Raw genomic sequence first — 23,288 nt, forward strand, 5'->3', positions numbered from 1 at the left:
TATGTGACTAGGATAACAGAGCGCAGCCAACACCGTGACAGCGCAAAATATGACGAGCTTAGGGGGATCTATGTCTCAAACCCTAGCTCTGACACCACCTAAAAAGCGAGATAGCACCTTTTTTTGGCTGCTATTGGCATGGGTTGGTTTCGCCTTGTTACCGTCTTGGAGCCTTGATTATGGCTTACTTGACTCAACACAAGATGAAATTCTCGCCGCTTATGGTTGGAGCAGCATAAACATTAGTTGGCTTTGGTATCTCTTGCCATCTGTACTGTTTATTCGCCCGTTAACACCAGCGGATCGTTATCATAAAACACGCCATTACTTCGATATTGCTGTCGCGGCTATCACTGCCGTTGTGGTGATCATCACGGCTTACTTTGATGGTAAGGGCCTTGGTTATTCCGCCATTGTGCTGTTTATTGCCCTAGGTATGGTGATGACGCACGCGTTAACCCGCCTTGAGTGGCTGGGTGGCGACCAATTCGTCATTGGGTCGCTTATCACCGTTATCGCACTGATCACGTTGTTTATCGTCTTCCCAAGTGTAGCGATTTTTATCCCCATGTTTACCGATGGTAATGGGGATTTCGCGCCATTTGCCTTTGTGGCAATTTTAACGCAATCCCATATTGTTCAGGTTATCATTAACTCGGTATTTCTCTCTTTAGCCGTGGGAGCTGGCTGTACCTTCTTTGGGTTAATTTTAGCTATCTACACCACACGTATTGCGAAACGTTCTGCCATTATTGGTCGCGTATTTTCTATCCTACCTATCGTTACACCACCTTTTGTTGTGGGCCTTGGTGTCACCTTGATGATGGGTCGCTCAGGTTATATTACTGAATTTCTGGCGACTTACATGGGGTTAGAAAATACCAACTGGCTGTATGGCTTTACGGGAATTTGGCTCGCACAGGTTCTGGCCTTTACCCCAATGTCATTTATGATTTTGGATGGTGCGATTAAAACCATTCACCCATCATTGGAAGAAGCCTCTTATACCCTGCGCGCTAATCGTTACCAAACCTTCTTTAATGTGTTTATGCCATTATTGAAACCTGCATTAGCTAACGCATTTTTAATTGTTATTGTTCAGTCACTGGCCGACTTTAGTAACCCATTAGTGTTAGGCGGTAACTTCGATGTATTAGCGACGCAAATTTATTTCTATATCACAGGTTCTCAGTTAGATTACCAAGCAGCCAGTACCTTGGGCGCTTCCTTGTTAGTCTTCTCTCTGTTGGTATTCTGTGTGCAATATATGTGGATTGGTAAACGTTCGTACGTCACGGTTTCGGGTAAATCTTATCGTGGTGATGTCCAACCCTTACCATCGTCTTTAATTGCCACTGTCACGACATTCTTAGCGATTTGGGTCGCCTTTAACGTTCTGTTATACGGTAGCATTTTCTACGGAAGCTTTACGGTGAACTGGGGTGTGGATTACACCTTAACGTTAGATAACTTTATTAAGTTATTCGGTCAAGGTATGAGTGATGGCGCATGGCCTTCATTGCTCGATACCCTTCTGTATGCAGGAATTGCCGCACCGATCACCGCAATTCTGGGTCTATTAATTGCCTATATCGTGGTGCGCCAAGATTTCCGCGGTAAGAAAACCATCGAATTCACCACCATGTTATGTTTCGCCGTACCTGGTACAGTTGCGGGTGTGTCATACATCTTAGCCTTTAACGACACACCGTTCTATTTAACAGGTACAGCGGCCATCGTAATTATTTCGATGACTATGCGTAACGTTCCTGTGGGGATCCGTGCTGGCATCGCAGGATTAGGCCAAATTGATAAATCATTAGATGAAGCGTCGCTAAGCTTACGAGCAGGTTCTATGCGTACTATTTTCTTTATCTTACTGCCGCTCTTGCGCCCTGCGATTTTATCCGCGCTGATTTACAGTTTTGTACGAGCGATTACCACTGTTAGTGCAATTGTGTTCTTGGTTACTCCTGATACACGCGTAGCCACCGCTTACATTCTTAACCGTGTTGAGGATGGTGAGTATGGTGTTGCGATTGCTTATGGCTCCATTTTAATTGTGGTCATGCTCGCAATTATCTTCTTATTTGACTATTTGATTGGCGAAGCCCGTGTTTCACGTTCCAAAGCCAAAAATGCACAGTAATCATGGAGTAACTGACATGACACAACCGAATTCTTGTGAAACAACTAGTTTTGTTGAATTAAAAAATGTGACTAAACGCTTTGGTAGCAACACGGTTATCGATGATTTAAGTTTGTCCATTCCCCAAGGCAGCATGGTGACCTTATTAGGTCCATCGGGTTGCGGAAAAACTACCGTTTTACGTTTAGTGGCAGGGCTCGAAAAGCCGACCGAAGGCCGTATGTTTATTGATGGGGAAGATGTAACCGACCGTTCAATACAACAGCGCGATATTTGTATGGTGTTCCAGTCCTACGCTTTGTTCCCCCATATGTCTTTAGGGGATAACGTAGGCTATGGCTTGAAAATGTTAGGGTTACCGAAAGCTGAGATCAAAAAACGCGTTGATGAAGCATTAGAGCTGGTGGATTTAGCTGGCTTTGCCGACCGCTTTGTTGACCAAATTTCGGGAGGACAACAGCAGCGTGTCGCCTTAGCTCGAGCGTTGATCCTCAAGCCAAAAGTGCTGTTATTTGATGAGCCGTTAAGTAACTTGGATGCCAACTTACGCCGTAGCATGCGTGAGAAAATTCGCGAGCTACAGCAGCAATTTAACATCACCTCCTTGTACGTTACCCATGACCAAAGTGAAGCCTTTGCGGTGTCTGATATGGTGTTGGTGATGAACAAAGGGAAAATCATGCAATTGGGCTCACCGCAAGAGCTCTACCGCCAGCCAGCGTCGAAATTTATGGCGAGCTTTATGGGGGATGCCAATATTTTCCCTGCAACATTGACCGCGGATTCTGTGGATATCTTTAATTATCGCTTGCCTCGTCCTGCGCAAATTACCTCAACACAAACGCAAGTCACTGTGGGTGTTCGCCCTGAAGCCATTACCTTGAGTTTACAGGGTGAAGATAGCCAACGTTGTACGGTTACTCACGTTGCTTATATGGGGCCTCAATACGAAGTTACTGTTGATTGGCATGGCCAATCCATGTTGCTACAGATCAATGCAATACAGTTACAACCTACTGTTGGAGAAAACCTTTATTTGCAGATCCACCCTTACGGCATGTTTATTCTTGAATAATTAAATGCCTTTAAATAGCAGAGAAGTAACTAAGTTAAATAAAAGCTAACCTACAGCTGAATAACTTGATGTTTGTGAATATACATACTCCTCCTCACTTAAGTGCTGGAGGAGTATGCACTTGAGATGAAAACGGAGCACTTAGCGCAGGCCTCAATCCTTCAAATCAAACTTTATTTTTTCCTAAAAAAACAATTAACATACTTAAAAGAATAAATAACATACCGATTATCATTGAGATTGTCATCGACTCATCTAAAAGGAAGAATGAGGTCATTACACTAATGATAGGCGAAATAAGAATTGAGTATGATGATAGCTTAACTCCTCCGTGCTCTATCATATAATACCACAGAACATAAACAATCACGCCATTTGCTAGCCCAATATAAATAATTGGGATATATACAGTCAATAAAAATTCAGAGTGTATATTACTCAGTATTTTTACATCAACATTTAAAAATGGAATGAATAAAAAAAGCAAAAGCAATGCGACTATATTTTGATAAAAGACTTTTGATGTTAAATTTATTTTCAAAATGATTCTTTCAGATAAAATGGTTCCTAGTGCCCACATAAATGCACTTAATAAAATTATCACTTCACCAATACTTATACCAACTGGTGATATAAAGATAAAAATACCACTAATGCATAACAAAGATACAAATACTGACCTAGTTTCAATATGTTTATTCATTACACCCAATACAACTGTTGCCATTACTGGCATGGTATAAACAAGTACAGATGCCTTTACCGCATCCGTATGCTTTAGCGCCAAATTGTTTAATATAGGAACTAAAAAAACATTTAAAAAACCAAGTGGAATACTTTTTACAAAATCTCGCAAATTAAACCGACACCGACTAAAAAAGAAAAAAACAAAACACAAAAAAACAACTGAGATAATTAGTGAGTAGATTCTAAAAGCCCAAACACCTACTTGGTCAATCGCTAGTTTTGATATAGGAAATGCACTTCCCCATATTAATGATATTAAAACAGCACATATAAGCACTTTAATTTTATTCATTATATCTCACAACTAATGCCATTCGTTTACTTGTTTTATTAGATGTTACTGTAGAAACGAAATGTGGGATTTCCCTTTTTTTCGTATCAAAAATTAAAATATTTAGATAGGATGGTATCAATGTTTCTAAAATTGTCTTTCTCTGGTTATCTAATATCATCGTTAATCCGCCATGATTTGCATCCCATCCCATCGTTAGGCTAATCACAATACCTATACCATCATCGGAGTCACAATGTGTAGTTAAAAAATCATCTTTATCAAACTTGCTTAAATACATATTTGATATGACATTGATTTCCCTTCCTGTTATTCTCTCTAAAAAATATTTAAACTTAACATTATTGACAACAGAAATTAAATCACCATAAACTATTTTAATTGCATTAAAACATATTCTTTTAAATGAAAATGAAAACTCCCCATTATCTCTATCTTCAAATGCTATTGTTTTTTCATAATTAATACTATCTATATTGGTGTCAGAAAGATAGAGATCTTTTACCCCTCGCCTATTTTTTATAATAAAGCTCCACTTATCGTCTTCAATGTTATTGAGCAATCTGAAGTTAATTTCAAAGTCAGGAAAAAAATCATTTATTGGAAAATGAGTATAACCATTCGTTAAAAATTCTTTTTTATGTCTATTTATCCCCATTGAACAGATCCTCTTCCGCAAATCTAAAGTCCCTAAGTGATATTTTGACTTTTCTTCCCTCCAATGAGATAGCGTCATACTTGGTGATAACTTTGATGACTTGGTCAACTACCAGCCCTGACATTGCAGCTAGTGATGGTGAACTTTGCCAAGCATTCACTGTTCTTACGCCATTTAAAAACTGCTGCTTCATTCTTGCTTCTTGAAACTCTCTCACTGTCGAGTCTTCACTATAGAATATTTTTTTTATTTTATGCTTTGCATCAAAGTATGTTTTCCCTATTTGATTATTTAAATAAATAGGACCTATAGAAATCTCATGGGGATCCCCCCCAAGCTCAATGATAGGTATTGATTTATCAATAGCAACTTTATGTATTATCTCCTCTACTGTGTTTTTTTTGTAGTAGCCTAAACTTGCCCATGCAAGCAAAACCATATCAACATTATCAAGTAAATCGTTGATCCTATTTTCATTCGGTATTAAAAACTCAAAATATTTTTCTATTTTTGTATGTTTATTATGTCGATGTATTCCATTTTCAGCTGAATCAACTTTACTTTTACCTATATCATCCTCAGTGTATAGGACTTGCCTATTTAAATTTGATAATTCGACAATGTCACCATCAACAATTCTTAGTGTACCAACGCCCATTAACGCAAGTTGTAATGAACACCATGTACCCCAACCGCCCATTCCTAGAACAAGCACTCTACTTTTTTTCAAACGTTCCTGATACGTTATCGATGATAAATTATCATTATCGACTAAAGAAAATTGGAGTAATTGGCGGTCGTACCGTTCGATCTCTCTAGAAGTCAGTATTTCAGATGAAATAATATTATCTTCAACTAAGCCACATGATATCAATTTGTGAATAAACGCGATAACTTCGTGTTCTTCAACATTTAATTTTCTATTTAACAGCTCCTTTATTATTCTCGGTAATGTATGTTCACCATCTAATTTAGATAATACGACTCTTACCCATTCAGGGGGAGATTTTATTATTTTAGCCTTACCGGGAATTTCACCTATACAAATATTTCCATTATCAGAATCAATAATATGATGAGAACGTTTTATTATTGGCTTTGTTATTACATTGTGCATATCTATTTGTCCTTTTATAATGCCGCCTATAGCGGCATTAATTTAATATTTATTCATCTAATTCAATTTCTTCATCCTCATTGTACATTGCAATTTCTTCGCTAATAGACGATATACGTTCAGTTAAATCATGCAACACTATGTCATTATTCATAATTCCACCTAAAATAAATTAATTTTGAAGTTATCCACATTGATAACTTCAAAATTAAAAACCATTAAATAAAGTAAGTCAACATCAATGAAGGAGTAAAAAATGAAAGCATGTGAACAATAAAAATGTTGATAATTATATTATTTAAACATCTATATATTTTAAATTTATAGTATCAAAAAAACAGCGCCTAAGTTTCCTTAAACGCTGTTTTTTTAATTATGGGATTAATTATAAAAATGCTTTATATGGTAATTCAGGTTCATTTTTAAAAATGTCACTAAAGCCACGGAAGTGTTGGTAGTGCATGCGGTCTTTATCTGTTGGATAAGTGTATTTTCCACCAACTTGCCAGAAAAATGGGGCAAATTTATATTGTAAGCGCTCTTTTTTCATATTCCACAGCACTTCAATTTCCCGCGGGTCATTTTGGAAGTTTGCCCAAATATCATGGTGGAATGGAATAACCCGTTCACAATCTAATGATTCAGCTGCACGTAAAATATCCGATGAGGTCATTTTATCGGTCACACCACGCGGGTTTTCACCAAAAGAAAGCAGTGCGACATCAATATTGTAACGATTACCGTGTGCCGCATAATAGTTTGAATAGTGTGAATCACCTGAGTGATAAACCGAGCCGCCGGTGGTTTCAATTAAATAGTTGACCGCCCGTGAATCCATGCCATCCAAAATGTCCTTATCATAAGAAGAGACCCCTTGAGGTAGTGTCACTAGCGCCGTGCGGTCGAACGAATCTAATACGCGGATTTTCATGTCCCCCACTTCGAGTACATCACCGACTTTGGCGACAATACAGCGCTCAGCGGGCACTCCCCATTTTGTCCATAAATCCACGCACGCTTGTGGGCCAATAAACTTAACATGATCACCGCAGTTTTGCAGTACGGCCGCCGCCACGTTCACGTCGATATGATCAGCATGGTCATGGGACGCTAAAATGGCATCGACTTCTTTAATCGCAAATGGGTCAAGAGGGAAAATTGCTGTACGTAAGTTGGGTTGCAATGCTTCTACTCCGCCCATACGCATCATTTGATGCTGCTTGTTCATGAGTGGATTTTTTTGCGTTTTTTTCCCTGTTCCACACCAAAAATCGATGGAAATATTCGTATTACCTGCGCTTTTCAACCAAATACCTGTGCAACCTAACCACCACATTGAAAATGTATTCGGCTCAACAACCGTTTTTTCAATTTCTTCATTTAGCCAAGTTCCCCACTCAGGAAACGTGCTTAAAATCCAAGATTCACGTGTAATTTCATTGACTTTGCTCATAGTGATAATACCTTTTTCCAGAATTTTAGATGTCGGGAGCCCGATGCCTTAATGAGAGAATTAAGGCATGAAGGCAAATTGGTTTAAATTCAATAAATCAGGTAGTGGATGGGATTAAACGAGTATCACTCGCGTCCCTTGCGCTTGAATTCCTTTAATCACCTCAGGATTGGCATTTCTTCCCGTGATAAGAACATCAATTTTATTAGCTGGGCAAAATAACATTCCCGTTCGATGCCCCACTTTGGAACTGTCAACAACCACCACTAACTTGTCTATTTGATCTAGCATCTGTTGCTCTGCCACAGCGGTTAACATATCAGCTTTATATAAACCCGCTTCTGTTAGCCCCTTCCCTGACGTGAACATCCAGTTACCTGCGTAGCCCATCAGCGTATTGAGGGCTGGGTTTAAAAAGATGTTTTGTGCCTTATTATACTGCCCACCAATTAAAATGACGTCTTCATGGTCTTCATCAATCAAATAACTGGCCAGTGGAAAATAATTAGTCACAATCTGTACGTTTTTACCACAAAGCTGCTGCCCTAACATAAAGGCGGTTGAACCACAGTTAATCACTGCACTTTCCCCTGGTAGGCAAAGTTCAGCCGCTTTAATCGCGATTTCTGATTTTTCCTCGTAATGATCAGCACTATTAATATTGAGTGGTGTCCACTTACGCTTTTTCGTTTCAATTCGTTCTGCACCATTACGGACTTTCCGTAACTTACCCTGCTCGTCAAGCTTTGAAATATCACGACGCGCAGTAGCAGGAGACACATTAAACTGTTCGGTAATATGAGAAACGTTAATCACCCGCTGCGTTTCTAATAACGACAAGATTTCATTGTGTCTTTGCACTTCATTCATAACTATCGCCTTATTAAGAAATAATCACATCAATGACAAATTATGATTGAAAATGATTATTGGTGATTAGTTTTGATTCTATTTATCTCATCCAATATTGTCAACCTTTGCCTAAGCAAAAAATTGATATTTGATATAAATAAAATTATCATATTGATTTAAAACATTATTTTAAATTTTACGTGATCAAGTCGCCATTTATTTATTTTTTTACTGGTAAAAAAACAGACAAATGCAAACAATCATAAAAGAGCAATTCGTGATTACATTTGATCATAATTGATTTTTGCGCGACCGTTTATCCATTTTAAATGATTATATCGCAATAACACCAGATACGATCAATATGATTAATCTCTGACCCCTATAAATTACAAATACAATTTGATTAGAGGTAAAAATATGGATTTTTTATACGACGCTTTCTATATTTTTTACAGCCAAGTAATGACTAAAGCGCCTCTGTTACTCGGCTTAGTCACTTTTATTGGTTACTGGTTGCTAAAGCGCGATGGAACAACAATTCTCAAGGGAACAATCAAAACGATTGTTGGCTTTATGTTAGTGGGTGTCGGAGCCAGCACCTTGGTATCTAGCTTTAAACCTGTTATTGAAAAAATGTCTGAATATCATGGCCTCACAGGTTCAGTTATCGACCCATACACCTCAATGATGGCAACCATGGAAACCATGGGTGATAACTATTCGTGGGTCGGCTATACCGTGTTGTTAGCTCTCGCGATTAATATTCTTTTAGTGCTCTTTCGCCGCATCACGGGTATTCGTACCATCATGTTGACAGGCCATATCATGTTCCAGCAAGCTGGTTTGATTGCTGTTTTCTATTTTGTGCTAGGTTCAAGCATGTGGGAAACTATTTTGTACTCTGCAGTCTTGATGGCGCTGTACTGGGGGATCTCCTCCAATATTATGTTTAAGCCAACGCAAGAAGTGACTGGCGGTGCTGGTTTTTCTATCGGTCACCAGCAGCAGTTTGCCTCCTGGATAGCCACTAAGGTTGCCCCAAAACTTGGTGATAAAAAAGACAGTGTTGATAACTTAAAATTGCCAAAATGGCTGCATATTTTCCACGATAGCATCTCCGCGACGGCCATTGTAATGACGCTCTTTTTTGGCGTTATTTTGATTTCTTTTGGTCTGACTAACCTGCAAACCATGGCAGGCACCACGCATTGGACTATCTACATTATTGAAACAGGACTGAAATTTGCCGTTGCTATTCAAATCATCGTGACAGGTGTGCGAATGTTTGTTGCAGAACTGTCTGAAGCATTTAAAGGCATTTCCGAGCGCGTTATTCCTAATGCCGTGCTCGCCATCGACTGTGCCGCTATCTATGCGTTCTCGCCAAATGCGATGGTCTTCGGCTTTATGTGGGGTGCAATCGGCCAGTTTGCTGCTGTATTGGGTATGTTAGCCTTCAACTCACCCATTATGATCATCCCAGGATTTATTCCGATGTTCTTCTCCAATGCGACCATCGGTATTTTCGCTAACCACTTTGGCGGTTGGAAAGCCGTGATGAAAGTCTGTTTTGTGATGGGCGTCATCGAAATTTTAGGATCTGCATGGGCGATTGACTTAATCAACCGCCAAGGCACGGATTTTAGTGGCTGGATGGGTATGGCCGACTGGGCATTAGCGTTCCCAGTGATTATGCAAGGCTTGTCATTCTCAAAAATGTTCTTCTTTGTCATTGTCGCTCTTGCCCTTGTCTACATGTACTTTGCCGCGAAAAAACTGCGAGCAGAAGAGGATGCCGAAGGTGCCCTTGAAGCGGCCATTGAAACAATAGAAGAAGACGTTGAATCAGCCCCACTTGAACACAGTGGTGCTAAACCGGTGCGCATCTTAGCAGTATGTGGTAATGGGCAAGGTTCCTCTATGATGATGAAAATGAAAATTGGCCAATACCTTGAGAAAAAAGGTATCCCACACGTTATGGATTCCTGTGCGGTATCCGACTATAAATCGAAATTAACAGCAACAGACATTATCGTCTCGTCAAAACATTTAAGTTCAGAAATGGACCCAGGTGAAGGTAAGTTCGTCCTTGGCGTACAAAACATGCTCAATCCTAATTCATTCGGTGACGAGTTGCTAAATATCATTCACACCAATTTTATTCGTAATTAATCATGTTGATGCCTCGATAAACGTCCCCCCATAGCTATCGAGGCAATTATCACCCAAGAGGAAGTCATAATGGGATTCAAACAATCATTAATCGACAATAATTCTATTCAACTCCATGCCAATGCAGCCCATTGGCGCGATGCTGTTAAAATTGGCACAGATATGCTGGTTGCCTCTGGTGCAATCAAACCGACTTACCATGACGCCATCATCAGCAGTGTTGAAAAACTGGGCCCGTATATCTGCATCGCCCCGCATCTAGCCCTACCCCACGCGCGGCCTGAAGATGGCGTTATTCGCACTGCTTTTGCCTTAGTTACCTTAGAAAAACCCGTTATTTTTGATGGGGAAGATGAACCTGTCGACGTTTTAATTACACTTGCGGGTAGCTCTTCGGACGAACATATGGAAGGATTGATGGAGGTCACCCAAGTACTTGACGATGAAGATAGTGAAACGGGTGTCGATCTTAACAAACTACGCCAATGCCACACAGCCGACGATGTATATCGCGTGATTGATGAGGCACTCGCGAAAAATGCTTAAAAGGATTCATTGATATGTATAAAGTGCTCGCATTAGATTTAGATGGGACGGTTCTGACAGCTCAACACACAATCCACCCAGAAGTGAGGTCTGCTATTCAACATGCGGCGAAACACTGCCACGTAATGATTGTCACGGGACGTCACCACACCGCTGCGCGCCCTTATTACGATGAACTGGGGTTAACCACGCCAGTTATTTGCTGTAATGGTACCTATATCTATGATTATCAAAACGAAAAGGTGCTCACACAAACATCAATTGCCAAAGACGATGCCTTAGCCTTTATTGAATTGGCACAAAAAAAACAATTTAAATTGGTGCTATATACCACCAATGAAATGACCTATTCAAAATCACAACCGATTGACTACATGAAAGATATGGAACAGTGGGCAGCGGATCCAAGCCTTGCTCATCCCCCTAAAATCTACCGTATTGATTCATTTGAAGAACAGGTTCGTGATACCGATTACGTTTGGAAATTTGTTGTTGAAGGTGACCCTAATGCCATTGAACAATTAATGGATGTCTCGTGGGTGAATGACAAATTCACTGCCGAACGTTCATGGGTCAACCGCATTGATATCGCCTGTAAAGGCAACAACAAAGGCATGCGCTTAGCGCAATACGTTAACCAACTCGGCCTCGAGCCTGAGCAAGTGATTGCCGTCGGCGATAACCATAATGATATTTCCATGATCCAATACGCAGGGCTGGGTGTTGCGATGCCTCACGCTGATGACGCAGTCAAAGCGCAAGCCAATGCTATCTGTGCCACCGATAACAATCACGATGGGCTCGCCCGTTTGATACGAGAAAAAATTCAAGGATAAAACCATGACTAAACCGTTGATCCAAATCGCGTTAGACCAAACTAACTTACCTGCGGCACTGGAAGTTGCTGAAAATGTACACACTTTTGTTGATATCATTGAAGTAGGCACAATTTTAGCGTTTGCTGATGGTATGAATGCAGTGTCGACGTTACGCCAAAGATATCCAGATCACATTCTAGTTTGCGATATGAAAACCACTGACGGTGGCGCAATTCTTTCGAAAATGGCATTTGAGGCAGGTGCAGATTGGATCACGGTGTCAGCGGCAGCGCATATTGCCACCATTGCAGCCTGTAAAAAAGTCGCTGACGAATTTAAGCGTGAAATTCAAATTGAAATTTACGGCAATTGGACATTTGACGATGCACAAAATTGGGTAGATTTAGGTATCACTCAAGCTATTTACCACCGTTCCCGTGATGCCGAGCTCGCTGGTATTGGCTGGACCGATGAAGATATCGAAAAGATGCGTAAGTTATCTAGTTTAGGGCTAGCACTATCAATAACTGGTGGCATCGTGCCTGAAGATATTCACCTATTTAATGGCATTAAAGCCAAAGCCTTTATTGCTGGTCGTGCCTTAGTGGGTGAAAAAGGCAAAAAAACCGCGGAAGCGTTGCGTGAGCAAATTAATCGTTTCTGGAAATAAGCTATTTGATGTACCACCTATAGTTTGCCCTAAAATAATATTCATTTTTAGGGCAAGTTATTTTTAGATTGTCACTAAATACATAAAATAAATATCTCTGTGACTCGCTTAATTATTAAATTGCCGTTCCTTTATCCATAAAAACTCTTACAAGGCTCGCTGGGTTCCATTCGGACTTTATATTATTAACACCATGACTATTATATTCGTCCTGTAAGCGCATTGTTGCCAATGCATTTCCCAAGTATTCAAGTTTTTGTTGAGTTGTATATTCCCGCATACCAGGCAATAAATTACGATGAATAATTATTGGGGCTTCCACTCCATCTGCCTGATTAATAGTTACTTTATAGCCTGACTCAGATTGATAAATATATTGTGTTATTTTGTTTTCATTATTTTCTTTTAAAATAACTGGAGTTTCATTAAAGCTAATTAGGTATATCTCATTCGTTCCATTGCCATAATCAATGGTGCTTTCTCCCCTAACACCACCATCTATAATAAAAACATTATCTCCTTTTTTATCGTGTATTTCCCCATTATGCCCATTGATAATAAATACGTCATCGCCGGCACCACCATGCAAACTCGCAGTTCCTCCTCTAGCATCAAACACATTATTACTCAATTTATTTTTAGACAATGAAATAGAACCCTTTTCAACGTCAACTTTAAAATATCGACCATGACCACTTTCGTCCATTAAAACAGAAGATTTACCATTTATGTTAAGCACAAGCTCACCAAATGACTCACCCTGATTAATGATAATATTCTCCTTAGACATATCAATGAAATCATGTGAAGTATTTTTGAAAAAGCCCTTAAATGCATACATTGGTTGCCAAGGCAATAATGGTTTTTCCCTTTTCCAATACTGCTGATGTTCTGCTAAATATCTGACCATATAGCTCATACTTTCTTTTACGTCATTAGGGATATGTTGAGGAAGGCTATCATAGTGGTGAATATTATTTTTACTTCCCTCATTTTCTGGGAAATATTTTATTTTCACCTCACGAAGCTGCGATTTTGACGTATAAACTTGATACTGTGAGTTTTCTTCTTCGACTATTGTATATGCTTTATTAAAGTGCATTAAATGTATATTATTAATACCATTGTCATCATCTATAATTGTAGTTCCCATACCAATTGAGCCATCAACAATGTATTCGTCATTCCCCCATCCCCCCTTTAAAAGGTCATTACCTAAATCTGAAAGTAGCAAATCCCCTTGGCTCCCACCGTCTATAACATCATCACCGTTTCCACCGTAAAGAACGTTTATACCTTTTAATGCCTTAACGTTATCATTCCCATCCCCTGCATTAATAATGATCCCCCCACCACTGAAATCTTTAATTTTATCATCACCTGCTAATGTGTCGAAAACTCCCTCAGGGCAAGCTTGCCCCCTAAGAAGATAAATGTCATCAGACTGTTGGGTAAGCTCACTCACTGGATTACCCACAATAACCTTATGCCCTTTAGGATCGAGTTTAATTTGATATATATTTCCATTTGCATCTTTTAGATACACAAGATTCAGTCGATTATGTTCATAATTAATAAATTTAATTCTTGATTTTTTATCATTAAATATATTTTTAAAATATATCGACTGACCATCCACCATCAAATCCTTGCCAAGCCCATCAGAAACTTTAATAATTACACTTTCTTTCCCTGTATGATTTCCATGCAGTTCTGAAAAATCAAATGTTACTTCAGAAATGATAAAGTTATCTTCTTTTAATTGATAAATGTCATTTCCTTTCGTAACCATAATATAGCTATTTTTATTAATCATAGTGACTAAATCATCTTGGCTGCTACCTGTAAATCTTAAATTTTTAATATCTCCATTTAAGTTGAAATCCCCCCACATAGGAGCGTGATATCCATGGTTATTCACTATAATGTGCTTTTTCTCTTTATTAATAATAACGCGACCACTTTGATCCCTTGGAAGGTAATCCCTATTTTGTAAGTAGCTTACTTCGTAAAATTTCTCTATACTCTTCTTATAACTATCATTTGTTAAAATGGGATCTAATCTAAACCCATCCCGTGTATAAAGTTGATAATCATGATTTAATACTTTTCCCTCATCTAAGTCCTGATAAACATTTTTTAATGTGACGTTTAATTTTAAAGTTTCTGAGGGATTATACGGTGATTTTGCGCTAATCGTTAGCGCTAGGTCATTACCCGCCAATTTAACGTCTGTTATCTCATCTAAAGAATAGCCTAAATGAATTTTACTTTTCCCTTTTGATGTTTCAACAATCCTTGCGCTCAGTTTAGTTATTGGTTTGCTTTTCGTATTTTCCCATTGAAAACGGCGTAAATAATAACTGTCATCCCCATTTCCCCCTCTTGCAACTCCTGCCCTAAAAATAAGATGATCATCTCCATCATATCCATTAATTTTAGTTTTGATTAAACCTGCATCTAAAATATTAGCCCTCTTATTTCCCTTTAATAAAACTTTAGATTTAGTCTGCCCATGGAGTATTACATTACTGACATCTTTCAACCTAACCTCATAGCACTCTGTATTGCTTAACTTTATATTCTTATTCATTAAGTTGATATATATTGGAATGGCAACATCCTCCATTAAAAAATTATTTTTATTGTCATTTATAGTTTTTGAAAAATTAACATAATTCTCCCTAAATAAAAAACTCACTGTTTCATCTTGCTTTAAGTTTTCAGTATAAATATCACTTGAAAACATGTTTTTTTTTTAACATATCAGATAAACTCAAAATCTATTCCCCTGTAAAATTTCATTAATAAAATTGAGGTTTTAATACAGCCACCTCAATTCCCCAGTGGAATTTAACATGTTATTTTTTGTTTTTTAAAAAAAGTTAATCTGATATATCACCTTGTTTATTGATAAAAAAAATACAAAAAAAATTAACTTTATAATAGTTATATTAGTGTTCTATTTTTAAGCCATTCATTTAAAACAAACATAAATTAGACGAGTCCCATTACCATGGTTCAGAAAATACTTTAGATAACCATATTTATATTAAAGTTAATAGGTGTCCATAAAAAAACACTCCACCGTTATGTTTCAATTCCTAACGATAGAGTGCCGTTCTTACTGAAATACTGAGTTTTTTAGCCTAGCTGTTTACGCGCATTACGGAAAATACGCATCCATGGGCTGTCCTCGCCCCATGTTTCTGGGTGCCATGAATTGCTCACAGTGCGGAAAACACGCTCAGGGTGCGGCATCATGATCGTTGCTCGGCCATCTTTCGAGGTCACCGACGTAATACCATTAACTGACCCATTCGGGTTAGCTGGATATTGCTCAGTTACCTGACCGTAGTTATTCACGAAGCGCATTGCCACCAGCCCATTATCTTCTAATTGCTGTAAATGTGCGGCTGCACGGGTTTCCACTTGCCCTTCCCCATGAGAAACCGCTATCGCCATACGAGAACCTACCATATCTTGCAGTAATAACGATGGGCTGTTGGCGATTTCCACTAAGCTAAAGCGGGCTTCAAAGCGCTCTGAACGGTTACGAACAAAACGAGGCCAGAACTCAGCTCCTGGGATCAACTCATGTAAGTTGGACATCATTTGACAACCATTACATACACCCAGAGATAAGGTGTCAGGACGATTAAAGAACGCAGCAAACTCATCACGCACTTGGTTATTAAACAAAATCGATTTTGCCCAACCTTCACCCGCGCCCAGTACATCACCGTAGGAGAATCCACCACACGCTACCAGAGTTTGGAATTGTTCAAGGGATAAATTCCCCGCTAACAAATCACTCATATGTACATCAACCGCATCAAAGCCTGCTCGGTCAAAAGCAGCGGCCATCTCAACATGGGAATTAACCCCTTGCTCACGCAGCACGGCAACTTTAGGACGCACCCCAGATAAGATAAACGGCGCAGCAATGTCATCGTCAATATCGTAAGTTAAATGAGCATTTAAGCCTGGGTCTTGGTTATCTTGCTTTATTGCGTGTTCTTCGTCTGCACACACTTCGTTATCACGCAGGCGTTGCATCTGCCATGTAGTTTCTGCCCACCATTGGCGCAGCAAGCTGCGTGATTCACGGTAAACGACCGTATCACGGCTGTTAATAATCACGACATCGTCATGAATTGCAGAGCCTAAATAATGCACACAATTCGCTAAACCCGCCTCTGCAAAGCAGGCCTCAACATAAGCTCTATCTGCACCACTGATTTGGATCACAGCACCTAATTCTTCGTTGAACAATGCAGCTAAGGTGTCTTCATCAAATGAGCTGATGTCGACATTAATTCCACAATGGCCTGCAAATGCCATTTCTGCTAAGGTGACGAATAGACCACCGTCTGACCGGTCGTGGTAAGCCAGCAATTTTTGCTCTGATAACAATTTTTGAATGGTATTGAAGAAACCGAGTAAACGCTCAGGGCTATGTACATCTGGTGCTTTATTTCCTAGTTGACGATAAACCTGTGCAAGCGCTGAACCGCCTAACGCGTTTTGACCTTCACCCAAGTCAATCAATAACAGCGCGTTATCTTCTACTGTTTTTAATTCAGGCGTTACTGTTAAACGTACATCTTCAACGCGACCAAACGCCGTGATCACCAATGACAGTGGTGATGTCATTTCACGATCTTCACCATTTTGCTGCCAACGCGTTTTCATCGACATGGAGTCTTTGCCCACTGGGATAGTTAAGCCCAATGCAGGACAAAGTTCTTCACCGACAGCTTTTACTGCTTCATATAGCCCTGCATCTTCCCCTGGATGACCTGCTGCTGCCATCCAGTTTGCAGATAATTTCACACGTTTAAGGTCTTGCACATAAGAACAAGCAAGGTTAGTGAGTGCTTCCCCTACCGCCATACGAGCCGATGCCGCAAAATCCACTAATGCCACTGGCGTTCTTTCACCAATTGACATGGACTCACCGTAGTAACTATCTAAGCTCGCCGTAGTGACCGCACAATCAGCTACTGGGATTTGCCAAGGCCCTACCATTTGATCACGAGCAACCATTCCCGTTACCGTACGGTCACCTATCGTGATCAAGAATGTTTTTTCTGCAACCGCTGGTAAGTGTAAAACACGTTTGACGGCTTCATTTAAATTAATCGCTGTTCTGTCTAATGCATCAGGCTCTGCTTTGAGGGTTTTCACATCACGTAGCATTTTGGGTGTTTTACCCAGTAATACATCCAATGGCATATCAATCGGTTGATTATCAAAATGCGCATCATTTAAGGTTAAATGGCGTTCTTCTGTCGCTTCACCAATCACCGCAAATGGCGCACGTTCACGCTCACAAATCGCTGTAAACTCAGCCAGATTCTCAGGGGCCACTGCCATCACATAACGCTCTTGAGATTCGTTACACCACACCTCTAATGGGCTCATACCAGGTTCGTCGTTCAAAATCTTACGTAATTCAAAACGGCCACCACGACCGCCATCACTGACGAGTTCGGGCATCGCATTGGATAACCCCCCAGCACCCACATCGTGAATAAATAAAATTGGGTTATCATCACCAAGCTGCCAACATCTGTCGATCACTTCTTGGCAACGTCGCTCCATTTCGGCGTTATCCCGCTGAACTGACGCAAAATCTAAGTCTGCATCTGACTGGCCTGATGCCATCGATGACGCCGCACCACCACCTAAGCCGATATTCATTGATGGGCCACCGAGTACGATCAATTTCGCCCCCACGGTGATCTCACCTTTTTGTACGTGATCTGCACGAATATTACCAATACCACCCGCTAACATAATTGGCTTGTGGTAGCCACGCAATTCTTCACCATTGTGGCTGTTCACTTTCTCTTCATATGTGCGGAAGTAGCCTAATAATGCAGGACGACCAAATTCGTTATTGAACGCAGCCCCTCCAAGCGGGCCTTCCATCATGATATCCAGTGCGTTCACAATGCGTTCTGGCTTACCAAAATCCTCTTCCCAAGGCTGTTCAAACCCAGGGATACGTAAATTAGACACTGAAAAGCCCACTAAGCCCGCTTTGGGCTTTGCCCCGCGCCCTGTCGCACCTTCATCACGAATTTCCCCACCAGAACCCGTTGCTGCACCAGGCCATGGTGAAATAGCCGTTGGGTGGTTATGGGTTTCCACTTTCATTAAAATGTGGGTGTCTTCTTGGTGATAACGATATGTGCGACCTTCTGGCTCTGGGAAGAAACGCCCAACGACAGAGCCTTCCATTACTGCAGCATTGTCTTTATAAGCAGATAGCACGTGATCAGGTGTTTTTTCGAACGTGTTTTTGATCATCTTAAACAGCGATTTAGGCTGTTCTTGGCCATCAATGACCCAATCCGCATTAAAAATCTTATGGCGGCAATGTTCTGAGTTCGCTTGTGCAAACATATACAACTCAACGTCTGTTGGGTTACGTTTTAACCCCGTGAAGGCCGCTTGCAGATAATCAATTTCGTCATCCGCCAACGCTAACCCCATTTCTGTATTTGCTGTTGCCAGTGCTTGGCGTCCACCTTTGATAATATCGATGGTTTTCATCGGTGCAGGTTGTTGGTGTGCAAACAAGGCACCTGCTTGTTCAAAAGAAGAAAAAATTGTTTCCATCATACGGTCATGTAACAGTGCAATCACTTCATGCCACTGTGCTTGCGTTAATGCATTTCCCTGAACGTAGTAGGCAATACCGCGTTCAATGCGTTTAACTTGGGTAAGACCACAGTTGTGAGCAATATCCGTTGCTTTAGATGACCAAGGAGAAATTGTACCTGGGCGTGGAGTAACTAAAATCAATTTACCAAATGGGTCGTGCTCAGTTAGGGAAGGACCATATTTTAACAAACTGCTCAGTTTGCCTTGCTCACTATCACTTAACGGCGCTGATAAATCAGCAAAGTGCATATATTCAGCATAGATATCTGTTACAGGTAGTTGTTTTTCTGCAAACAACGCCAAAAGGCGGGTAATACGAAATGCTGATAGAGCAGGTGAACCACGCAAAATTTCCATAGTCTTAATTTCTCTCTTTTAAACGCCAGCCCTGAACATGAAAGCAGGGAAACTGGAGCCCATTATAGAGCAATGTTCATCAATACGAAACCGTTTGCGTGATTAAAAATAAAGCGATTAGTTAAATATTATTATGTGCTAAATACGATAATATAGGTTGCACCGATCATAATTGTTGAGCAAAATACCCAACCACTGGAATTATAACCATTACTTAGCCATACTCTTTTTTAGACACCACACAACACCAGTGACTGCACGAGAAATTATTATTTGAATAACTTAAAAGTTAACTACTTAATCATCGTGGTTATCGCGCTACTGGCTTCAATGGTCATCGGCTTTAATATCCGCTGGCCCAATACGCAAGATTCACAAATTAATAAAATACTGTCACAAGGTGAATTACGTATTAGTGCCGTCAGCTCGCCACTTATCTATATAGATGAGCAAAAACAGCTTCGTGGTTTTGACTACGAGCTTGCTCAAGGCTTTGCTTCGTACCTAGGAGTCAAACTTAAAATTACTATCCGCCCGACATTCGAGCAGATTTTTGTCGACCTCGAAAATGGTGATGCTGATATCGCTGTTGCTGGGCTACTCTACAATAAAGACCGATTAACTAAGACCAAAACTGGCCCAAGCTACCTGACGGTGACTCAGCAATTGGTCTATCGTAAAGGTTCAACACGTCCTAAATCGTTTAATGATATCAATGGTAAACTGCTTGTCACTTCTGGCACAGCCCATGCAAGCACCTTAAAAGAGCTTGCCAAAGAATACCCAAACTTAAAATGGGAAGAGACCTCTAAATACAATACAAATCAGATCCTTGAAATGCTTGCTGATGGTGAAATCGACTATACCCTAGAAGACTCTATCGCCGTTGCATTACAACAGCGCATTCACCCACAGATAGCCGTCGCCTTTGATTTACTCGATGATCATGCTGTCACCTGGTATATGCGACGTGGTGAAGAAAATAGTTTAGATGCTGCCCTACTTGATTTTTTCAACCAAGGCAACGAAACGGAGCTTTTGGCTCGCTTGAATGAGAAATATTTTAGCCATGTGGAATCGTTCGATTATTTCGATACGATGGCATTTATTAAAGCAATCGATAATAAACTACCTGAATATCAACCATTATTTGAAAAATACGCTGAAGTGATTGATTGGAAACTCCTCGCCGCAATTGCGTGGCAAGAGTCTCATTGGGACCCCCTTGCGACTTCGCCAACAGGTGTACGTGGTTTAATGATGTTAACTAAACCTACGGCTGCGACGATGGGTATCTCAGACAGGTTAGATGCAGAAGAAAGCATTAAAGGTGGCGCAGCCTATATTGCTTATATAATGGAAAGGTTACCAGAAACTATTGCGGAAGATGACCGTATTTGGTTTGCACTTTCTGCTTATAATATGGGCTATGGACATATGTTGGATGTACGAAAATTAACTCAGATGCTTGGTGGTGACCCAGACAGGTGGCTTGATGTTAAAGCACGGCTTCCACTGTTAACCCAGAAGAAATATTACTCACAGCTCACTTATGGTTATGCACGTGGGCATGAAGCTTATCGTTATGTAGAAAATATCCGCCGATACCATCAAAGCTTAGTGGGATACCTTCAAACACAAGAGCGTAAGCAGCATGCTTTGGATATTGCCCAACAGTCTTTAACCTATTTAATTTTGCCTGAGAACTTAAAAACGAAAGAGGCTAAAACTGTTGAAAACCAATCACCAATCCCTGACAATAATCATATTCCCTATTTAGGGGGATTGAACTCATCAAAGCTGTCTCAAGATAACAATGAAAACACGAAAACATCACTCGGCCAATACCTCATTTCATTGCATTGCATCCTGAACCCAAAGAAACTGAATCAGAACAAAGCCCTGTGTTCATTTCCCCTCTTAAAACACCTAATTCAACACCTTAATCAGATTTTTTGCATCAATTCACAAAGCGTTAATTCTGTTGGCGCTTTTGTTCTTTTTTCTGTGTTCTACGCATTTTAAAAAAAGCACTCAGCATCGAGGAGCATTCTTCTGCTAAAATTCCCCCCGTGACTTCCACATAATGGTTTAGCCCTGCTTGCTCCATGATGTTGATATAAGAACCACAGGCGCCTGTTTTAAAATCTTTCGCACCATAAACAACGCGCCTAATACGGCTATGGATCATCGCGCCTGCACACATTATGCAAGGCTCTAAAGTAACGTATAACGTGGTATCAAGCAGACGATAATTACTCAGTGTTTGCCCTGCTTGTTGCAGTGCCATAATTTCAGCATGGGCGGTCGGGTTATGGTCGAGAATCGAACGATTCCAACCAGAGGCGATTAACTGATTATCTTTAACTAATAATGCACCTACTGGGATTTCACCTACATCTTGTGCTTTTAAAGCAAGTTCAAGGGCTTGCTTCATCCAATATTCATCAATTTCTATTTGTGTCACTCTTACCTCTGGGCGCTTAACTCGAAAGCTAATTATTACCAAATGTCAGAGTGACTGCAATTTTAAATCTTAATCTTGAGATTCTTCACCCGACAAACTAATTGCTCAATGCCAGTTTTGCTGCAAAGCCCATAAAGAAGGCCCCAACAGTGCAATTACCCAATTTTGCGAGAATTTTTTTCTCACGTAAAAATTTAGCAATCAAATAGCCACTAAAAATCAGTATGCTTAAATATAAAAAGCTGACTAACTCTAAGATTGTCGCCAGAACAAGGTATGGTACCCACGCATTCGCGTAGTTAAAATCAACAAACTGAATAAAAAACGAAATATAAAATAAAATCGCTTTTGGATTCGTAAGACTTAACGCTAAAGCGCGAACAAAATGGTTTTCTGACTTGACTGTCACCGCAACCTCTTCTCCCTCAACCTGTGGCTTGCGCTTTAATGTACCGTATAAGATTTTACAACCGAGATATAAAAGGTAAGCCGCACCAAGATAGCGAACAATCATAAAAAGGGTTGGAGATGCTTTAATCACAGATGCGACGCCGATAAAAGATAAAAAAACCAATATGGCATCACCTGTAAAAACGCCTAGTGCAGCTCGATAGCCATACCGAGCACCACTGGAAGTACTCGTTTTGAGTACATAAATCGAATTAGGCCCTGGTACAATAATAATGAAGACCAATCCAGCAAGATAAGTCCAGAAATTAAGAACCCCGAGAGTTTCAAACATGTTTGCATCCCTTTATATTTTTTATTATTACTACCATAGATTTCGTTATTTGTGAACACTATCATTATTTTGGTTTAAATATTAAAAACAATAGGTTATGTCACCCTCAAAAGGATCCGACTTGGATTTCGTTAACCACAGAGTTTATAAAATGAAATTTCTTTCAAAATAGATAATTATACAAAAAAAATTTTTTGATGATTTATCAACTTCAGAAACTAGATTAGTGCAATGCTTTATAACATCACTCTATCTGTAGTCTCTTGTTATCATGATATTAATCATGGATAAAAATGAGTACTGGTGTAATTTATTCGACTCCACAGCTCAGGGCGTTTAAAATAGTTTTATAACGACAGAATCTAGATACACTCACTGATACATATGTTATATGTAAAGTGCAGTGCTTCTATATTACAACCTTTTGTTTTTCAATACGAAATATAACTTAAGTAAAACCCAAACTGGAAGTAACGAATAGGTGCAAGATATAAG

At 39.9% G+C, this 23,288-nt stretch carries 17 protein-coding genes; 7 read left to right on the forward strand and 10 right to left on the reverse strand.

All coding sequences use genetic code 11. The features are described from left to right. The first annotated feature begins 70 nt into the window (after positions 1-70). Both PSF27_RS05780 and fbpC read left to right on the forward strand, forming a co-directional pair. Entirely contained in the window at positions 71-2,149 is a 2,079-nt protein-coding gene (locus PSF27_RS05780) for an ABC transporter permease (RefSeq protein WP_206082491.1), read from the forward strand. Then, positions 2,139-3,224 (forward strand): ferric ABC transporter ATP-binding protein, encoded by a 1,086-nt coding sequence (gene fbpC / locus PSF27_RS05785; RefSeq protein WP_206082492.1) that lies wholly within the window; start codon positions 2,139-2,141, stop codon positions 3,222-3,224. The genes PSF27_RS05780 and fbpC overlap by 11 nt, the downstream gene beginning before the upstream one ends. 166 nt (positions 3,225-3,390) lie before the next feature. Here fbpC and PSF27_RS05790 read toward each other — a convergent pair whose 3' ends face one another. The 6 genes from PSF27_RS05790 to ulaR all read right to left on the reverse strand — a co-directional run bounded on the left by PSF27_RS05790 (position 3,391) and on the right by ulaR (position 8,361). Continuing rightward, complete coding sequence (locus PSF27_RS05790; protein ID WP_272681057.1) at positions 3,391-4,263, reverse strand: DMT family transporter; 873 nt, start codon at positions 4,261-4,263, stop codon at positions 3,391-3,393. Beyond that, positions 4,256-4,921: a 2OG-Fe(II) oxygenase family protein gene (locus PSF27_RS05795; protein ID WP_272681058.1), complete on the reverse strand. Its 666-nt coding sequence runs from the start codon at positions 4,919-4,921 to the stop codon at positions 4,256-4,258. The genes PSF27_RS05790 and PSF27_RS05795 overlap by 8 nt, the downstream gene beginning before the upstream one ends. After that, a complete protein-coding gene (locus PSF27_RS05800; protein ID WP_272681059.1) occupies positions 4,908-6,038 on the reverse strand; it encodes a ThiF family adenylyltransferase in 1,131 nt (376 codons plus the stop codon). The genes PSF27_RS05795 and PSF27_RS05800 overlap by 14 nt, the downstream gene beginning before the upstream one ends. A gap of 49 nt (positions 6,039-6,087) precedes the next feature. Beyond that, positions 6,088-6,192 carry a pantocin A family RiPP gene (locus tag PSF27_RS05805; RefSeq protein WP_272681060.1) on the reverse strand — a complete coding sequence of 35 codons (105 nt, stop codon included), beginning with the start codon at positions 6,190-6,192 and terminating at the stop codon, positions 6,088-6,090. Positions 6,193-6,423: 231 nt separating this feature from the next. Further along, a complete protein-coding gene (ulaG, locus tag PSF27_RS05810; protein ID WP_272681061.1) occupies positions 6,424-7,491 on the reverse strand; it encodes an L-ascorbate 6-phosphate lactonase in 1,068 nt (355 codons plus the stop codon). A 114-nt stretch (positions 7,492-7,605) separates the two neighbouring features. Beyond that, entirely contained in the window at positions 7,606-8,361 is a 756-nt protein-coding gene (ulaR, locus tag PSF27_RS05815) for an HTH-type transcriptional regulator UlaR (RefSeq protein WP_206082496.1), read from the reverse strand. 402 nt (positions 8,362-8,763) lie between these two features. Here ulaR and PSF27_RS05820 point away from each other — a divergent pair, with 402 nt between their 5' ends. The 4 genes from PSF27_RS05820 (at position 8,764) to PSF27_RS05835 (ending at position 12,552) form a co-directional block, all read left to right on the forward strand. Continuing rightward, positions 8,764-10,518 (forward strand): PTS ascorbate-specific subunit IIBC, encoded by a 1,755-nt coding sequence (locus PSF27_RS05820; RefSeq protein ID WP_206082497.1) that lies wholly within the window; start codon positions 8,764-8,766, stop codon positions 10,516-10,518. 69 nt (positions 10,519-10,587) lie between these two features. Then, entirely contained in the window at positions 10,588-11,064 is a 477-nt protein-coding gene (locus PSF27_RS05825; RefSeq protein ID WP_206082498.1) for a PTS sugar transporter subunit IIA, read from the forward strand. Positions 11,065-11,078: 14 nt separating this feature from the next. Further along, positions 11,079-11,900: a Cof-type HAD-IIB family hydrolase gene (locus tag PSF27_RS05830; RefSeq protein ID WP_272539185.1), complete on the forward strand. Its 822-nt coding sequence runs from the start codon at positions 11,079-11,081 to the stop codon at positions 11,898-11,900. A gap of 4 nt (positions 11,901-11,904) precedes the next feature. Next, positions 11,905-12,552, forward strand: a complete 648-nt coding sequence (locus tag PSF27_RS05835) for a 3-keto-L-gulonate-6-phosphate decarboxylase UlaD (RefSeq protein ID WP_206082500.1) — start codon at positions 11,905-11,907, stop codon at positions 12,550-12,552. 115 nt (positions 12,553-12,667) lie between these two features. Here the strand turns inward: PSF27_RS05835 and PSF27_RS05840 are convergent, their stop codons facing one another. Next, the gene (locus tag PSF27_RS05840) at positions 12,668-15,301 is read right to left on the reverse strand and encodes a calcium-binding protein (RefSeq protein WP_272681062.1); all 2,634 of its coding nucleotides are present in this window, start codon (positions 15,299-15,301) and stop codon (positions 12,668-12,670) included. Positions 15,302-15,696: 395 nt separating this feature from the next. Then, positions 15,697-19,584: a phosphoribosylformylglycinamidine synthase gene (gene purL, locus PSF27_RS05845; RefSeq protein WP_272681063.1), complete on the reverse strand. Its 3,888-nt coding sequence runs from the start codon at positions 19,582-19,584 to the stop codon at positions 15,697-15,699. Positions 19,585-19,857: 273 nt separating this feature from the next. Here purL and mltF point away from each other — a divergent pair, with 273 nt between their 5' ends. After that, on the forward strand, positions 19,858-21,609 hold the full coding sequence (mltF, locus tag PSF27_RS05850; RefSeq protein WP_272681064.1) for a membrane-bound lytic murein transglycosylase MltF: 1,752 nt from the start codon (positions 19,858-19,860) through the stop codon (positions 21,607-21,609). On the opposite strand, the gene tadA is transcribed toward mltF, so the two are convergent. Continuing rightward, positions 21,560-22,051: a tRNA adenosine(34) deaminase TadA gene (gene tadA / locus PSF27_RS05855; RefSeq protein WP_206082504.1), complete on the reverse strand. Its 492-nt coding sequence runs from the start codon at positions 22,049-22,051 to the stop codon at positions 21,560-21,562. The two genes, mltF and tadA, sit on opposite strands and share 50 nt — an antisense overlap. A gap of 97 nt (positions 22,052-22,148) precedes the next feature. Then, complete coding sequence (gene leuE / locus PSF27_RS05860) at positions 22,149-22,793, reverse strand: leucine efflux protein LeuE (RefSeq protein WP_206082505.1); 645 nt, start codon at positions 22,791-22,793, stop codon at positions 22,149-22,151. Between the last annotated feature and the right edge of the window lie 495 nt (positions 22,794-23,288).

The organism is Providencia sp. PROV129 (assembly GCF_028482245.1).
Classification (GTDB): domain Bacteria; phylum Pseudomonadota; class Gammaproteobacteria; order Enterobacterales; family Enterobacteriaceae; genus Providencia; species Providencia vermicola.

What these genes read in the sequence shown, in the direction of transcription:
- fbpC (WP_206082492.1), top strand. Translation starts at nt 2,139, where the DNA reads ATGCACAGTAATCATGGAGTAACTGACATGACACAACCGAATTCTTGT.
- PSF27_RS05830 (WP_272539185.1), top strand. Translation starts at nt 11,079, where the DNA reads ATGTATAAAGTGCTCGCATTAGATTTAGATGGGACGGTTCTGACAGCT.
- ulaG (WP_272681061.1), bottom strand. Translation starts at nt 7,491, where the DNA reads ATGAGCAAAGTCAATGAAATTACACGTGAATCTTGGATTTTAAGCACG.
- PSF27_RS05825 (WP_206082498.1), top strand. Translation starts at nt 10,588, where the DNA reads ATGGGATTCAAACAATCATTAATCGACAATAATTCTATTCAACTCCAT.
- PSF27_RS05800 (WP_272681059.1), bottom strand. Translation starts at nt 6,038, where the DNA reads ATGCACAATGTAATAACAAAGCCAATAATAAAACGTTCTCATCATATT.
- PSF27_RS05790 (WP_272681057.1), bottom strand. Translation starts at nt 4,263, where the DNA reads ATGAATAAAATTAAAGTGCTTATATGTGCTGTTTTAATATCATTAATA.
- PSF27_RS05840 (WP_272681062.1), bottom strand. Translation starts at nt 15,301, where the DNA reads ATGTTTTCAAGTGATATTTATACTGAAAACTTAAAGCAAGATGAAACA.
- PSF27_RS05805 (WP_272681060.1), bottom strand. Translation starts at nt 6,192, where the DNA reads ATGAATAATGACATAGTGTTGCATGATTTAACTGAACGTATATCGTCT.
- PSF27_RS05835 (WP_206082500.1), top strand. Translation starts at nt 11,905, where the DNA reads ATGACTAAACCGTTGATCCAAATCGCGTTAGACCAAACTAACTTACCT.
- PSF27_RS05780 (WP_206082491.1), top strand. Translation starts at nt 71, where the DNA reads ATGTCTCAAACCCTAGCTCTGACACCACCTAAAAAGCGAGATAGCACC.
- purL (WP_272681063.1), bottom strand. Translation starts at nt 19,584, where the DNA reads ATGGAAATTTTGCGTGGTTCACCTGCTCTATCAGCATTTCGTATTACC.
- PSF27_RS05795 (WP_272681058.1), bottom strand. Translation starts at nt 4,921, where the DNA reads ATGGGGATAAATAGACATAAAAAAGAATTTTTAACGAATGGTTATACT.
- ulaR (WP_206082496.1), bottom strand. Translation starts at nt 8,361, where the DNA reads ATGAATGAAGTGCAAAGACACAATGAAATCTTGTCGTTATTAGAAACG.
- leuE (WP_206082505.1), bottom strand. Translation starts at nt 22,793, where the DNA reads ATGTTTGAAACTCTCGGGGTTCTTAATTTCTGGACTTATCTTGCTGGA.
- PSF27_RS05820 (WP_206082497.1), top strand. Translation starts at nt 8,764, where the DNA reads ATGGATTTTTTATACGACGCTTTCTATATTTTTTACAGCCAAGTAATG.